The sequence below is a fragment of the Trichocoleus sp. DQ-A1 genome (assembly GCF_039961955.1).
In the GTDB taxonomy this organism is placed as follows: Bacteria; Cyanobacteriota; Cyanobacteriia; order Cyanobacteriales; family FACHB-T130; genus FACHB-T130.
On record NZ_JAMPKE010000016.1, the window covers coordinates 46,543 to 60,833 of the forward strand.

Annotated in this window: 14 protein-coding genes; 13 read left to right on the plus strand and 1 reads right to left on the minus strand. The window is 47.7% G+C overall.

Annotated elements, in window-relative coordinates:
- Nucleotides 1-48: 48 nt before the first annotated feature.
- Nucleotides 49-2,601, minus strand: a complete 2,553-nt coding sequence (locus NDI33_RS16400; protein WP_190672686.1) for a PAS domain S-box protein — start codon at nt 2,599-2,601, stop codon at nt 49-51.
- A 905-nt stretch (nt 2,602-3,506) separates the two neighbouring features.
- On the opposite strand from NDI33_RS16400, the gene NDI33_RS16405 reads away from it, so the two are divergent.
- From NDI33_RS16405 to NDI33_RS16465, 13 genes are all read left to right on the plus strand, one after another.
- Nucleotides 3,507-3,764, plus strand: a complete 258-nt coding sequence (locus NDI33_RS16405) for a hypothetical protein (RefSeq protein ID WP_190425293.1) — start codon at nt 3,507-3,509, stop codon at nt 3,762-3,764.
- A gap of 238 nt (nt 3,765-4,002) precedes the next feature.
- The gene (locus NDI33_RS16410) at nt 4,003-4,410 is read left to right on the plus strand and encodes a DUF2267 domain-containing protein (RefSeq protein ID WP_190413065.1); all 408 of its coding nucleotides are present in this window, start codon (nt 4,003-4,005) and stop codon (nt 4,408-4,410) included.
- A 96-nt stretch (nt 4,411-4,506) separates the two neighbouring features.
- A complete protein-coding gene (locus NDI33_RS16415) occupies nt 4,507-5,607 on the plus strand; it encodes a DJ-1/PfpI/YhbO family deglycase/protease (RefSeq protein WP_190413066.1) in 1,101 nt (366 codons plus the stop codon).
- Nucleotides 5,608-5,704: 97 nt separating this feature from the next.
- The gene (locus NDI33_RS16420; protein ID WP_190672769.1) at nt 5,705-6,580 is read left to right on the plus strand and encodes an SDR family oxidoreductase; all 876 of its coding nucleotides are present in this window, start codon (nt 5,705-5,707) and stop codon (nt 6,578-6,580) included.
- A gap of 60 nt (nt 6,581-6,640) precedes the next feature.
- On the plus strand, nt 6,641-7,345 hold the full coding sequence (locus NDI33_RS16425) for an SRPBCC family protein (protein WP_190413068.1): 705 nt from the start codon (nt 6,641-6,643) through the stop codon (nt 7,343-7,345).
- A gap of 89 nt (nt 7,346-7,434) precedes the next feature.
- The gene (locus NDI33_RS16430) at nt 7,435-7,839 is read left to right on the plus strand and encodes a hypothetical protein (protein WP_190672689.1); all 405 of its coding nucleotides are present in this window, start codon (nt 7,435-7,437) and stop codon (nt 7,837-7,839) included.
- Between the two features lie 129 nt (nt 7,840-7,968).
- Nucleotides 7,969-9,138, plus strand: coding sequence for a zinc-dependent alcohol dehydrogenase (locus NDI33_RS16435; RefSeq protein WP_190525871.1), 1,170 nt, complete (start codon nt 7,969-7,971; stop codon nt 9,136-9,138).
- 65 nt (nt 9,139-9,203) lie between these two features.
- Nucleotides 9,204-9,644: a hypothetical protein gene (locus NDI33_RS16440; RefSeq protein ID WP_190413071.1), complete on the plus strand. Its 441-nt coding sequence runs from the start codon at nt 9,204-9,206 to the stop codon at nt 9,642-9,644.
- A 247-nt stretch (nt 9,645-9,891) separates the two neighbouring features.
- Complete coding sequence (locus NDI33_RS16445) at nt 9,892-11,061, plus strand: zinc-dependent alcohol dehydrogenase (protein ID WP_190413072.1); 1,170 nt, start codon at nt 9,892-9,894, stop codon at nt 11,059-11,061.
- Nucleotides 11,062-11,070: 9 nt separating this feature from the next.
- The gene (locus NDI33_RS16450) at nt 11,071-11,253 is read left to right on the plus strand and encodes a hypothetical protein (RefSeq protein WP_190413073.1); all 183 of its coding nucleotides are present in this window, start codon (nt 11,071-11,073) and stop codon (nt 11,251-11,253) included.
- A gap of 248 nt (nt 11,254-11,501) precedes the next feature.
- On the plus strand, nt 11,502-12,638 hold the full coding sequence (locus NDI33_RS16455; protein ID WP_347275848.1) for an L-dopachrome tautomerase-related protein: 1,137 nt from the start codon (nt 11,502-11,504) through the stop codon (nt 12,636-12,638).
- 40 nt (nt 12,639-12,678) lie between these two features.
- Nucleotides 12,679-13,020: a cupin domain-containing protein gene (locus NDI33_RS16460; protein WP_190413074.1), complete on the plus strand. Its 342-nt coding sequence runs from the start codon at nt 12,679-12,681 to the stop codon at nt 13,018-13,020.
- 342 nt (nt 13,021-13,362) lie between these two features.
- Entirely contained in the window at nt 13,363-14,238 is an 876-nt protein-coding gene (locus NDI33_RS16465; protein ID WP_190672692.1) for a manganese catalase family protein, read from the plus strand.
- Nucleotides 14,239-14,291 lie beyond the last annotated feature (53 nt).

A 14,291-nucleotide genomic window follows, 5' to 3' on the forward strand; every position in this document is an offset into this window, starting at 1 on the left:
TCCCTCTTGGGATCGTCTGCCACTCATCAGCGTATACCTAACTACTGATTACGCAACCTGGGAGGGAGCCATCGGGAGTGGGGTTGCAGAGGCGGTAGATTGCTGAAGCGGAATTTCTAGAACAAACTCTGTCCCTTGTCCGGGCGTTGACAGACACTTTAGTTGACCTCCGTGACGCTCCACCACCACTTGGTAGCTAATGGACAGCCCCAGCCCAGTCCCTTCTCCTACAGGTTTAGTCGTAAAAAAGGGGTCAAAGATTCGTTTTTGGACTGCTTCTGGAATGCCGCAACCATTATCTGCGATCCGGATAATTACTTGATTTTGGTTGTTCGCTGTTGTGCAAATCCGAATTGTCGGTAAAGGGGAATTGGCGATCGGGAATTGGCGATCGCTACTTTCTTCTCCATGATTCATCATCCATGAAGCCTGAACGTTTTCCCGTTCCAGAGCATCAATGGCGTTGCTCAGCAGATTCATAAAAACCTGATTTATCTGCCCTGCGTAGCATTCCACCTGGGGTAGGTTGCCGTATTCTTTGATAATCAGAATACCTGGTTTTCCTCCCTGTGGCTTCAATCGATGCTGCAAGATCAACAGGGTGCTGTCGATGCCTTCATGCAAATCCACCGGCTTTTTCTGGCTCTCATCATGGCGGGAGAAATTCCGCAAGCTCAGGACAATCTGGCGGATGCGTTCCGCCCCCATTTGCATAGAATCCAATAGCCTTGGGAAATCTTCGACCAGAAACTCCCAATCCATTGCCTCGGCTTCTGTTTGAATTTCCACCGCTGGCTGAGGATAGTGCTGCTGGTAGAGGTTTAACAAATGCAGCAAATCTTGGGCATACTGCAAAGCCGGGGTCAAATTCCCATAAATGAAAGAGACGGGGTTATTAATTTCATGGGCGACACCCGCTACTAACTGCCCCAAACTGGACATTTTTTCGCTTTGGATTAACTGGGTTTGGGTTTTCCGCAGCCGATGCAGCGCTTGTTTAAGTTTGGTCGTTTTTTTCCTCAATTGTGCTTCTGATTTTTGTAATGCTTCCTCAGCTTGCTTGCGTTCGACCAGTTCGGCTTCCAGTTGCTCGAATAGCGTCGATTGCTGAATGGCGATCGCTAGCTGCACGCTAAGCTGTTTGAGCAATTCTACTTCCGATGCCTGCCATTGCCGGGTTTCGGTGCAGTTTTGGGCAACAAGCAGCCCCCATAATTGAGGGTTGGAAGACGAGTGAGGACTGAGGAGTGAGGACTGAGGGTTGGAAGAGGACTGAGGACTGAGGACTGAGGACTGAGGAGTGGATGGGGGAGGAGGGCTGGTTGAGGTATGAGGGTTGAGGAAGAGTCCTTTCACCTCCGTCTTGTTTTGGACAATCGGGACGACCAGATTGGCTTTTACCTGAAACTTCACTAGCCAATCAATCTGGCACTGGCTGAGATTCGCCGTGTCGATATTCTCAATCGCTTGAACCTCACCTTGTTGGTAAAGAGGCAGGTGATTTTCCCCAAAACATCTGCTATGGATCTGAGTTCCTAAACTCTTAGTCCAACCCGTGCCGACCGATTCTACAACCCCAACTCCACGCCCATCTGAATCGAAGCGGTAGATCGTTACCCGGTCGGTGTTGAGAAATTGCCGGACTTGCGATACAGCCGTTTTCAGGACTTCTTCCAGGTTCAGAGACTGGCGGATGCGCTGATTCATGTTTCTGAGCAGCCGTTCTCCAGTCGCTTGCTTCCATAAGGCTGTTTCTACCTGTTTGCGACCTGTAATATCCATCACCGTCCCAGTAACCCGTGCCGGTGTATTGGTTGGGTCGCAAAATAGGGTACCCGTAACGGCAACCCACCGAACTGCACCATCCGGGCAAAGGAGACGATGTTCGAGGCTAAAGAGACGACCTGCCAAGTTTTCTGTCCTGGATGCCTGTACAATCTGCGCGATCGCGTGACGGAAGCGATCGCAGTCCTCCAGATGAATACACTTTAAATAAGCTCCATAAGTGCTACCAAAGGAACCAGGTGGGAAACCTAATAAAGATTCCGCATTTGCCGACCAGGTTAGCTGACCCGTCTGCCTCTCCCACTCCCAAACTCCCATACTGGCAGCATTCAGAGCAAGCCCCAGCCTGGTTTCGCTTTGTTGTAACGCCGCTTGTGACTGTTGTTCAGCGAGCTGGCGCTCGGTAATATCTGTATGAAAAACCAGAAACTGAGTCAGTTCGCCAGTGGCGTCCCAGACAGGAGCAACAATTAGCTCATTCCAAAAAGGCGTGCCATCTTTGCGATAATTCTTTAACACTACCTGGCACTCTTGCCCTAACTGGAAGGCTTGGTGAATTTGCTCAATCGCATCCTGGTCAGTATCGATTCCTTGCAAAAAAAAGCAGTTGCGTCCGATGACTTCTGCTGAAGCATAGCCCGTTATCTTCTCAAAAGCCGGATTGCAATAGGCTATAGAAGGAGTGGGGGTACGAGCATCCACAATCACAAGACCCACAGGCATGGTTGCGAGGATGCGATCGCATAACCCTCCCGCTTCCCCGTGCCGCTCGATAGTGTGAAACTTCTTGCCTACCTTGCCTTGCTGGCTTGCCATTGCAGTTGCAGCTCTCAGAAGTAATTAGTAGCGAATATTAAGCCTCGGTTTCTTACCGTACACGAATCTTAACTTCTCTCTAATATACCTAATGACGTATTTCTCCGGTGTGATGCAATATACAAACTTCAGTGCTATTTAGTCTGAGTTTCTACCTGAGGTGGTCGGAACAGATTAATCTCTACGCGCCAGATAATCTTTAAAAAACATTGGTCTAATTTCTAACGACGACCGTGGCGCTGTTCTAAAATCTTCTGTTTTACAATCTTCTCTTAAGTCCCGATCCAGATGGCAGCGATTCCAGCCACCGCTTTATCACTGACTGAATCTACACTTTAAGCGGCATCCACATTGCCCCCAGTCAGTACCGGGTTAAGTCAGTACTGGGTTAGTTGGGTGATTTATTATGCCCGATCTCATTCCGCATTCGGCGACAATCGCCGAATGCGGAATGCAGGTTCTAGGTGGACACTAGTGCCTGAAAATACGGTAATTTCCTACGGTAAATCTTTGTTCGCAGTCTATTGAGCTTGTGTATCGGGTTGCTCGGTCATAGGACTGTGCCTGATTCATACTGCCTTCTCGGCGAAAGACCCAACTGATAAAATTATCTAAATTCTCAAACTCAAATAAGAATCTCAAATAATAATAAAGGGGTGCGCTCATTTAAGCAAATAACGACTCGCTATTCGCAATTTAAAATTGTCCGCACCCCGCAAAAATTACGGTGATTAAATTTCAGCATAGCGATTTACTGGTAAGTAAACCTATGACTTTGGAGCGAATTAAAAACAAATAGATATATCACCTAGGAGCGAAGCAGACCGTTAGAGGGAATACATAGGCTTAAAGTCAAGACTTAGACTCTAGCGCTGAGTTGTTAGGGAAAGCAAAAGGAGGGGAAAATGACGCATCACGGCAATCATGACGATGAGATCATCACGGGAACCGCAGACGAACACTACAACCTGATCAGCGTGCTATACCATGCCCTAGAGGGTGCCAGTACCTACGAAATTTATATTCAGGATGCTGAGGAAGCTGGGGATGATGAACTCGTAGAGTTCTTCCAGCAACTAGAAGAAGAAGAATCTCAACGCGCCGAACGGGCGAAAGAATTGCTTGCCAAGCGGATTGCTCCGCAGGGGGCAGTTGCTAGATAGCGATCGCAAAAGCTAGCTCAGACTTATTTCCCCCTTTAAATTCTTGAGAGAATTCGTGGTTGAAGCAGCCACGAATTCCCTAGTTTGCACGAGTAAAAAACGTGCAAATTAAAATATCGTGCAATTACGGCGCGAACTTCATGGAGTAAGGAGCGTACTTTTTTTAGAAAGATTCAACGCTTTGGCAAGTCATTAAGAGAGCGAAGCGTGAAAGTTGGAAAGATTTAAGAGGTCAATAGTGAAATACGAGCAGTTCATTAAACAGGTTCAAAGCGTTGCCCAACTGAGCCACCGTCAGGAAGCAGAACGTGCCACTCGTGCCACGCTGGAAACACTGAAAGAACGCATCGTTGGAGACGAGGCAAAAGACCTAGCTTCACAACTGCCAGCAGAACTACAAGAGTGTCTGCGTGGGCGAGAGGGCGAAAACGGTCAATTTTTCTCGCTGCAAGAGTTTTACCAGCGCGTCAGCGAAAAAGAGGGAACCGATCCCAGCGATGCTGCAACTCATGTTCGAGCGGTGTTCGCAGTGCTGCAAAAAGCCGTAACGCCTGGTGAGTTTGCAGATGTCCGCGCTAATTTTTCAGAAGATGACGCAGAGCTATTTCTTACCGGAACCTCATTGAGTGAAGTTCCCAGTTCGTAAGAATTTTAAAGGTAAAACTCCAAAGGAATTTTACTTTTTCTCGCGATCGCTCAAAATTTTTTTCCTTGCAAAATTTTCATAAAATAAGGAGATTCCATGACACAGCAAAATAATAACGGCAGCAAGAAGCGAGTTGCCATCCTGATCGAAAATGGGGTTGAAGATTCTGAATTTCAAGTCCCTTATAAAGCCTTGCAGATGGCGGGAATGGAGGTCGTTGTCCTCGGTTCTCGGATGAACGAGAATTATGTCGGTAAACAAGGCAAATTGTCCCAGAAACCGGATGGCACCACGACAGAAGCCGTGGCTCTCGATTTCGATGCAGTCATTATCCCCGGCGGCATCGCTCCGGATATGATGCGGACGAACCCCAACACCGTCAACTTTGTAAAAGACGCATTCGAGCATGGGAAATTGGTGGCTGCCGTTTGCCACGGACCACAAGTTCTGATTGAAGCTGATTTGCTTAGAGGTAAGCAAGCAACGGGCTTCTTCTCTATCCGCACAGACATTATCAATGCCGGTGCCCATTATGTGGATGAGCCGGTCGTGGTTGACGGCAACCTGATCACCTCGCGTCAACCGGGTGATTTGGCAATTTTTACCACCGCAATTCTCAGCCGTCTCGGTTACGGTGGCAAAGAAGCGGCTTTACCGCATGAAAGCGATATCACCGCTGAATGGTGGAAACTGGCGGATTCTTGGGGCGGTTCCACCAAGGGCGATATTGCCAAAGGTTTGAATACGGCGCTGGCTGGCGAACGTTATTCGCAAGAAGCGTTTGGGCAGTATGCCGAGAAAAGCACAGATGCAGAATTGACCTCGATGCTGCAAGACATGATCAAAAATAAGCAGCATCACATTCAAATGCTGGAAGAACGGCTCAATGCCCTGGGAGAAAGCCCCTCGATTCCGGCACAAGCTGCTGATAAATATGCCAAGTTCAAAGCGTCTCTGCAAGGCAGTGACGACACCGATCTTTTGCGTCGCAGCATGGGCGACTTGCAAACCGGCGTTGTCGATATTAACAACTTGCGGATGAAATTTACCGATCCGATTACTACCGCCATTCTCACCGAGATTGAAGTGGATTTGTCGAAGTACGAACAGTGTTTGGCGGCACTTTATAAATCTCGGATGGCAGGTCAGGAAGTCAAGCCTGCGAAGCCGACGACTGGTGTTTCCGTCAAGATGTAAGTTTTGAGTGCCAAGTAAGGTGGGCATTGCTCACCTTATTTAATTGCTAATCGCTTCAACACTCAAAACGTTTCTTAAGGAGATGTCCGGAATGAGCATGAGTAGAAAACTGGAAGGCAAAGTTGCCATTATCACGGGTGCAGGGACTGGAATCGGCGAAGCGATCGCGCACAAATTCGCCAAAGAAGGTGCCAAAGTCGTTGTCAATGGACTCCCTAGCGATCCGCTGGATGAAGTCGCACAAGCAATTCAGCACTATGGTGCAGAAGCGATCGCTTACGCGGGGGATATCTCGGAAGAATCCCACGCCAAAGCTTGTGTTCAAGCCGCTATTGACTATTACGGGCGTCTGGACATTTTGGTGAATAATGCGGGTGTCTTTTTAGTAACGGCGGAGACTCAAGACTACCCCATTGATGTTTTTGACCAGACGATCCGGATGAACATCCGTTCCGCCTTCCTGATGACCAAGTACGCTCTACCGCACCTCCAAAAAACACGCGGAAACATTGTCTCTGCCGGGTCTGAGGCTGGCTTTAACGGACTGGCGCGAAACACCCCCTACGGGGGTACTAAAGGCTGGATGCATTCCTTTATGAAAGGTGTGGCGGTTGAGCAAGCTCAATACGGTGTTCGCGCTAACTGTGTCTGTCCTGGTGCCATTGATACCGCTTGGACACACAAAGAAACCGGGTCGATGGATGCTCAGATGGAGAAAATGCTGATTAATGCAACTCCAATGGCTCGACGCGGCACGCCAGAGGAAATGGCAAACGTCTATGCCTTTATTGCTTCGGATGAAGCGAGTTACGTCACGGGGGCATTGTGGCTGGCAGATGGTGGCATCACAGTGGCGAAAGGAGCCATCGGCGAGCAGACGCCAGAATCGTTGCGTGCTGAACCGCAAGGAGAACTGCGTCTAGATCATGCCAGAGAAGGGCTAGAACACAAACAAGTCCAAACGATTAGTTAAGCGCGTAAGAAATTAATATTACTCAGCAAATCATCAATTACCGTTTGAGGAAAACAGAACATGACATCCAAAGATATCGTCCCCAGCGGTCAGAATGAACCCAGCAATGTCGGCGATAAGGAGCGTTGGGGATCGTTACTCGGCGGCGGCGCACTTGTACTGATGGGTTTAAAGCAACGATCTCTTCGGGGAGCGTTAATGGCGATCGCGGGTGGTGGTCTAATTTATCACAGTGCGACCGCAGAAAAAGGTATCCAAGACACCATACAGGAAAAAGCAGGGATGAACCAAAGCATCAAAGTTGAAAAGACCGTCACGATCAATAAACCAGCAGATGAACTTTATCGCTTTTGGCATAATTTTGAAAACTTGCCTAATTTCATGAAGCATTTGAAATCAGTAACGGTCGTCAACGAGCGGCGATCGCACTGGGTTGCCAATGCGCCAATGGGTGCAAGTGTGGAATGGGATGCAGATATTATCAACGAGAAAGAAAACGAGTTAATCGCTTGGGCTTCGACGGAAGGAGCAGACGTTGAGAATGCAGGGTTTGTGCGCTTTTCACCTGCGCCTGCGAATCGGGGTACGGAAGTAAAAGTCGTCATTGAATATAACCCGCCGGGTGGTGCTGTCGGTGCTGCGATCGCTAAACTTTTCGGCGAAGAACCAGAACAGCAAGTTGGCGATGATTTGCGCCGTTTCAAAATGATTATGGAAGCAGGTGAAATTGCAACAACAGAAGGTCAACCTTCTGGAAGAAGTTAAGAATTTTATTTCATGGGATTCTTAATTAAGTAGAGAGAAAACTGAAGAATAGGTTTTCCTCAAACCAAAAATAAACAACGGAGATTGAAATGAATCAAGGAATTAATCGTTTGCAAAAAATTTGTTTGCGTTTGGCTAGTGTTGTTCTAGCAGCGATCGCATTTTTAGTAATTCCGACTTTTACCTACAGCACATCGTTCCAAGCACAAGCTCAAACCCTGATTGCTGACAATTTAGATTTTAATAAGACCAGCAACGCTCAGATCAAAAAAGCGATTGACATGGCTGAAGACCATGTTGGAGACAGAGATGGAATCGGCAATACTGGCTTGAAGAACATCAAAAAGCTGGGAGAAAATATTCCCGAAACTGCCGATGTGATTGTCCGCCAAAGATTTGATAACGATCAACCTGGTGACGTGGGCAACCCAAGTATTGTTCAAGACAAAAATGAGCAGGGAGTCGCCAAGACTAAGAATCGGGCACCTAGATAATTCGGCTTTTCGCTCAATTCGGGTTGAGAAGTTAAGCGACTGACTGCATTACCTGAGACAGGGATGTGAGAAACCCCGTCCTGCGGATACACAAGGGCGGGGTAATTAATAAAAGGATAAACAACATCAATGAAAGCAGTATGTTGGTACGGTGCCACCGATGTGCGGGTTGAAACCGTACCCGATCCCAAAATTCTCAATCCGCGCGACGCCATTCTCAAAATTACTTCGACGGCAATTTGTGGCTCCGATTTGCACATTTATGACGGCTACATTCCGACGATGCAACCGGGTGACATTATCGGTCACGAATTCATGGGAGAAATCGTCGAAGTTGGTAGCAAAGTAACCAATTTAAAACCAGGCGATCGCGTTGTCGTTCCTTCCACTATCGGATGCGGTCACTGTCACTATTGCAACCATGATATGTGGTCGCTGTGCGACAACTCCAACCCGAACGCTTGGATGGAAGAAAAGCTCTTCGGTAACGTCACTTCGGCAATTTACGGTTACTCTCACTTATTCGGCGGCTATGCAGGCGCGCAAGCCGAATATATCCGCGTTCCCTTCGCGGATGTGGGTGTCGTCAAGGTTCCCGCAGAAATTCCCGACGAGAAATTATTGTTTATCTCCGATGCCATTCCCACCGGATTTATGGGCGCGGAGTTATGCGATATTCAGCCAGGAGATACTGTCGCCGTCTGGGGTTGCGGCGCTGTCGGACAGTTCGCCATGATTAGCGCCTATATGCTAGGTGCCGAGAGAGTGATCGGTATCGACCGTTTTCCCGAACGTCTCCAAATGGCGAGGGAACACGCAAAAGCGGAAACGATTAACTACGAAGAAGTTGATGCTGGCGAAGCGCTGAAAGAAATGACTGGCGGACGGGGTCCAGACTGCTGCATTGACGCGGTGGGATTAGAAGCGCACGGCATGGGGGTTGAAGGAGTTTACGACAAAGCGAAGCAAGCAGTCCGGCTGGAAACAGACCGTCCCCACGTCCTGCGGCAAATGATGGTCGCTTGTCGTAAAGGCGGCACGCTCTCAATCATGGGTGTTTACGGTGGCTTTGTGGATAAACTGCCCTTTGGTGCTGCTTTCAACAAAGGCTTGACCTTCAGGATGGGGCAAATGCACGGGCAAAAGTATATGCAGATGTTGCTGGATAAAGTTTTGAAGGGCGAACTCGATCCATCCTTCGTTGTCACCCATCAGTTACCCCTAGCAGAAGCCAAGAATGGCTACGAAATGTTTAAGCACAAAGAAGATAAGTGTATCAAAGTTGTGCTTAAACCTTGAAGTCAGTAATTGGGAAGAAAGATTAACCGATTACGAATCATCAAATAATAAACTGGAGTGTTTTCATGAATCAAGTAATTTCTTTTCTACAAAGTATTCGTTTGCGCCAGATTGCTACTGCCTTTCTGGTAAGTGCTGCATTTTTGGTGATGCAAGCTTTCGGTTACGGGACTCCTCTACAAGCCCTTGCGAATAACACGACATTGACACCAGAAACCAACGCTTACCAAGTGCCAGGGTCTAATGGTTCGATCAATGCTAGGACTGAAACGCTAAAAGATCAGACTGAAGATACAGGCAGTAGTTTATTGGATAAAATTGGAGATGCTGCTGAAAATGTCAAGGAAAAACTGAATCTTGACGAGCCGACGCCTCCAAGTACCAAAAAGTTTTTTAATCAGATTCAAGATAAAGCTGACGATGTAGTTGGTAAGACAGTTCAAGGGACGCAGGAAGGTTTCAACGACGCGGCGAATAACCTGAGCAGCCCATCTTACTCAAAATAATCTGTAATCCAGCGTGCAAATTGTCCCCCCTTAACGAGGGGGGATAGTGGAACAACGGATAATATTTGCTTGACATTTCGCTCCTCCTAACCTCCTTAACCAGGAGAACTCGCAAAGAGAAAGATTTACCTAGGGTGTATGTGTAGTTATTAGTCATTAGTAAATTGTTCTTAGTAATTGATAATGACTAATAATGAATCGGAAATAACCCATAAATAATGACGAATGACTTAAGGAGAAAAATTTAATGAAAGCTGTTTGTTGGCATGGAAACAACGATGTGCGGGTAGATAATGTACCCGATCCAAAAATTCTTAACCCGCGCGATGCCATCGTCAAAATTACGTCAACAGCGATTTGCGGCTCCGATTTGCATATTTACGATGGTTTCATCCCGACCATGCAAGCGGGCGATATCCTCGGTCATGAATTTATGGGGGAAGTGGTTGAACTTGGCAGCGCCGTCAAGAATGTGAAAATAGGCGATCGCGTCGTTGTCCCTTTCACTATCGCCTGCGGTAACTGCCTATTCTGCAACCGCGATTTGTGGTCGCTGTGCGATAACTCCAACCCGAACGGCTGGATGGCTGAACAGATGTACGGTCATTCGCCATCAGGACTTTTCGGCTACTCCCACTTGTTCGGCGGCTATGCTGGAGGTCAAGCGGAGTATGCGCGGGTGCCTTTTGCCGATGTCGGTTTGTTCAAAATTCCCGATGGATTGACAGACGATCAGGTACTGTTCCTAACGGATATTTTCCCGACCGGCTACATGGCAGCGGAAAATTGCAACATTAAACCGGGTGATATTGTAGCTGTCTGGGGCTGCGGGCCAGTCGGACAGTTCGCAATCAAAAGTGCCTTCATGCTAGGTGCCCATCGCGTTATCGCTATCGACCGCATTCCCGAACGCTTACAAATGGCTAAAGAACAATGCGGGGCAGAAATTCTCAACTATGAAGAACTCGATGTCGGTGAAGCACTCAAAGAGATGACTGGCGGACGCGGGCCAGATTCTTGTCTGGATGCCGTCGGCATGGAAGCACACGGTACCGGGCCGGATGCTTTTTACGATAAAGTCAAGCAAGCCGTGCGAATGGAAACCGATCGCCCCACCGCCCTGCGGCAAGTCATTGTCGCTTGTAGCAAGGGTGGTCATGTATCGCTAGCGGGTGTTTACGGCGGATTCCTCGACAAGATTCCAATGGGCGCAGCTTTCAATAAAGGCTTGACGTTCAAGATGGGACAAACGCACGTCCATAGATACTTGAAACCGTTGTTGGAACATATCCAAAATGGCGATATCGATCCCTCTTTCGTCATCACACACCGCTTGCCTTTAGAAGAGGCGAAACACGGTTACGAAATTTTCAAAAATAAAAAAGACAACTGCATCAAAGTTGTACTAAAACCATAAGGTCAAACTATGGAACTTGACCGCTCTGATCGGGGTGAAAACACCGTCAAGATTAATAATTTGCTTGCAGAAGTTTATCACTTGGTTGAAAAACTTGAACAAGAGGCAGAAGAAAATCGCCAGCGTTTCCAACAAGAGTTAGAAGCTGGCGAGATTCTTACTGCTGAAAGTCAATCTTTTGGACAGAAATAGGTGTTTTGTTAGTTCTGTGGTCGAGATGTCAATGGGTTGCGTCTCGTCAGTGAATTGAAACCATGAATGCCATCTAATATAAGAGGGGGTATCAGCAGTCTGCTAGGACGTCACGGCTGGACGTTGGCGTTGCAGGAGTGTTGACGAAGCATTCAGTCAGTAGTGCTGACACCGTGAAGTATCTGGAGAGAAACGTGGGAAAACTGGGTTGGCGATCGCTTCCAATTCTTTTAAGCCTTGTGGTGACAATTCCCTTTGCATCATCCGGTCGGGCGCTACCCACACAGAAACCTGCTGAGAAACCCATTGAGAAAACAGTTGGCAACATTGAATCAGTTGCCTCCTTTAATGGGCCGATGCTTACTGGCGTCACCGTGTCTCAGGACGGTCGAATTTTCGTGAATTTCCCTCGCTGGGGAGACAATGTAGAATTTACCGTTGCTGAGTTAAAAAACGGGACGGCGGTGGCTTATCCCAATGCCGAAATTAACCGCCCAAATCCTAGCAACCAAGCTGAATCGTTGATTTCGGTTCAAAGTGTCGTCGTCGATCCGCAAAACCGCCTGTGGATTTTAGATACTGGGAGTCCCCAATTTTCCCCCACTTCCTACGGGGGGCCAAAATTAATTGGGATTGACCTAAAGCAAAATCGGATTATCAAAACAATTCTATTTCCCCAGGATGTAGCGCTGCCAACGACTTACTTAAACGATGTCAGATTTGACTTGCGGCGCGGCAAAGCTGGAATGGCATTCATCACTGATTCTTCTAGTTCTGGGCCAAATGCAATTATTGTTGTAGACCTGGCTTCTGGCAAAAGCTGGCGACGGCTGAACAATCATCCCTCCACCAAAGCCGAACCAAATTTTTTGCCCAGCGTCGAAGGACAACCGTTGATGATGCGATCGCCTAATCAACCACCCAGCCATATCAAAGTAGGTGCAGACGGGATTGCGATTAGTGCTGATGGCGATCGCTTATTTTACTGCCCTCTGGCAGGTCGCCGTTTATACAGTGTCAGCGTTGATGCTTTAGCAAACGAGCAATTAACAAAGTCGCAAGTAGCAGCAACCGTGGTGGATCTCGGCGATAAAAGTGGTGCTTCAGATGGACTGGAATCAGATGCTGAAAACCGCGTTTACCTGACGAACTACGAACACAATTCCATTCTTCGCCGCCTACCGGATGGAATGTATGAAACGCTCGTTCACGATCCTCGCGTTTTGTGGCCCGATACGCTTTCTGTAGCATCAGACGGCTATCTCTATTTCACTGCCAATCAACTGCATCGCCAACCAAATTTTCATGGCGGCAGAGATTTAAGAGAAAAGCCCTACAGTCTATTCCGAGTCCGCATTGATGGGAATCCGATCTTGCTCCGCTAAGAGCATTTAAACAACATATCTGAACAAGGAAGCAGCAAATATGACAGATACAACTGTGATGAAAGTAGATTCTACCAATTCCCCCAAAGGGGAAATGGGTCAAAAGTATCTCGCATCAGGCAAAACCATCTCGATGCGCCTTTGGGAAAACGAGCAACCCAACGAACCAAAGGAACCAACTGCGCGAGAATATGAGACGGTTGGTTATGTCATCAACGGTCGCGCTGAATTGCACCTGGAAGGTCAAAGTATTTTGTTAGAACCCGGTAATTCTTGGACTGTACCAAAAGGTGCATCCCACACCTATAAAATTCTGGAGCCTTTCACGGCAGTTGAGGCAACTTCTCCACCGGCCCAAGTTCACGGGCGCGACGAAGCTTAATCCGACATGAATTAAGCAAAAATACTTAAATACTGCTAATAAAAAAACCGTCTTTTTGATGAAGACGGTTTTTTTATTAACACAAACTTTTAAGAATGAACTTGATACAAAATAATTGGTAATTCGTCATTAAATAGGCACATAAATCAAGAATAAATTTACCGAAATAAACTTAAAACTGTCCTTCTCCAGGAAGAGGCAAGACCTTGATTTAAATAGTTTCCTATAGGAGTAGAGAGCATAAGTTTTGCAATTGAAATTTCGATATTTAGCAAATTGCTAAATATCAATTTGCACCATTTTTCTGTTGTTCTGATAGTAAAAAAAATTCGGAGTTTTTGAATGTTTTACCATAAAAAGCAACTTCAGTATTTCACTCCGCCACAAAACCCCGATCCGGTCTACGCCATGAAGATTCAGGAACTCATCGGCGGTACCTTTGGCGAGATGACTGTGATGATGCAGTACCTATTTCAGGGATGGAACTGTCGAGGGCCTGCTAAGTACCGCGATATGCTACTGGACATTGGTACCGAAGAAATCGGTCACGTTGAGATGCTTGCCACGATGATCGCCCATCTGCTGGACAAAGCGCCTCTAAAAGTCCAAGAGGAAGGTGCCGCAGATCGGCTAGTCGGCGCGGTTATGGGCGGTTCTAACGTGCGGAATGAGATTATGGCAGCAGCGATGAACCCGCAGCACGCCATTGTCTCCGGGTTGGGTGCGACGCCCTCTGACAGCGTTGGCTACCCTTGGAACGGTCGCTTTATCGTCGCCAGCGGTAATTTGTTAGCAGATTTCCGCTCTAATCTCCACGCCGAGTCGCAAGGTCGCTTGCAGGCGGTGCGAATGTATGAAATGTCAGACGACCCAGGAGTGAAAGATACCTTGAGTTTCATGATCGCCCGCGACACCATGCACCAAAACCAGTGGTTGGCAGCGATTGAGGATATCGTAGACTCCGGACTGGACAACACTCCGGTTCCGAGTTCCTTCCCGCTGGAATTGGAGAAGCGGGAGTATGCCTATCAGTTCTGGAATCACTCTGACGGTACCGAAAGTGCTGAAGGACGTTGGGCGAAAGGCAAATCAATGGACGGCAAAGGCGAGTTTGAGTATGTAGAGAATCCGCAACCGTTAGGGCCAGAACCGACACCTCCGCCTGCTGAACCAAAGTTGCACGGTACCCCAGGTTTTGAAAAGGCACGACACACCTAATAAATAACTGCTGAGAATTAGTTCGCCTGCGTGTCGGCTAATTCTCAACCAAA

What these genes read in the sequence shown, in the direction of transcription:
- NDI33_RS16435 (WP_190525871.1), top strand. Translation starts at nt 7,969, where the DNA reads ATGAAAGCAGTATGTTGGTACGGTGCCACCGATGTGCGGGTTGAAACC.
- NDI33_RS16440 (WP_190413071.1), top strand. Translation starts at nt 9,204, where the DNA reads ATGAATCAAGTAATTTCTTTTCTACAAAGTATTCGTTTGCGCCAGATT.
- NDI33_RS16415 (WP_190413066.1), top strand. Translation starts at nt 4,507, where the DNA reads ATGACACAGCAAAATAATAACGGCAGCAAGAAGCGAGTTGCCATCCTG.
- NDI33_RS16450 (WP_190413073.1), top strand. Translation starts at nt 11,071, where the DNA reads ATGGAACTTGACCGCTCTGATCGGGGTGAAAACACCGTCAAGATTAAT.
- NDI33_RS16425 (WP_190413068.1), top strand. Translation starts at nt 6,641, where the DNA reads ATGACATCCAAAGATATCGTCCCCAGCGGTCAGAATGAACCCAGCAAT.
- NDI33_RS16420 (WP_190672769.1), top strand. Translation starts at nt 5,705, where the DNA reads ATGAGTAGAAAACTGGAAGGCAAAGTTGCCATTATCACGGGTGCAGGG.
- NDI33_RS16405 (WP_190425293.1), top strand. Translation starts at nt 3,507, where the DNA reads ATGACGCATCACGGCAATCATGACGATGAGATCATCACGGGAACCGCA.
- NDI33_RS16460 (WP_190413074.1), top strand. Translation starts at nt 12,679, where the DNA reads ATGACAGATACAACTGTGATGAAAGTAGATTCTACCAATTCCCCCAAA.
- NDI33_RS16465 (WP_190672692.1), top strand. Translation starts at nt 13,363, where the DNA reads ATGTTTTACCATAAAAAGCAACTTCAGTATTTCACTCCGCCACAAAAC.
- NDI33_RS16400 (WP_190672686.1), bottom strand. Translation starts at nt 2,601, where the DNA reads ATGGCAAGCCAGCAAGGCAAGGTAGGCAAGAAGTTTCACACTATCGAG.
- NDI33_RS16445 (WP_190413072.1), top strand. Translation starts at nt 9,892, where the DNA reads ATGAAAGCTGTTTGTTGGCATGGAAACAACGATGTGCGGGTAGATAAT.
- NDI33_RS16430 (WP_190672689.1), top strand. Translation starts at nt 7,435, where the DNA reads ATGAATCAAGGAATTAATCGTTTGCAAAAAATTTGTTTGCGTTTGGCT.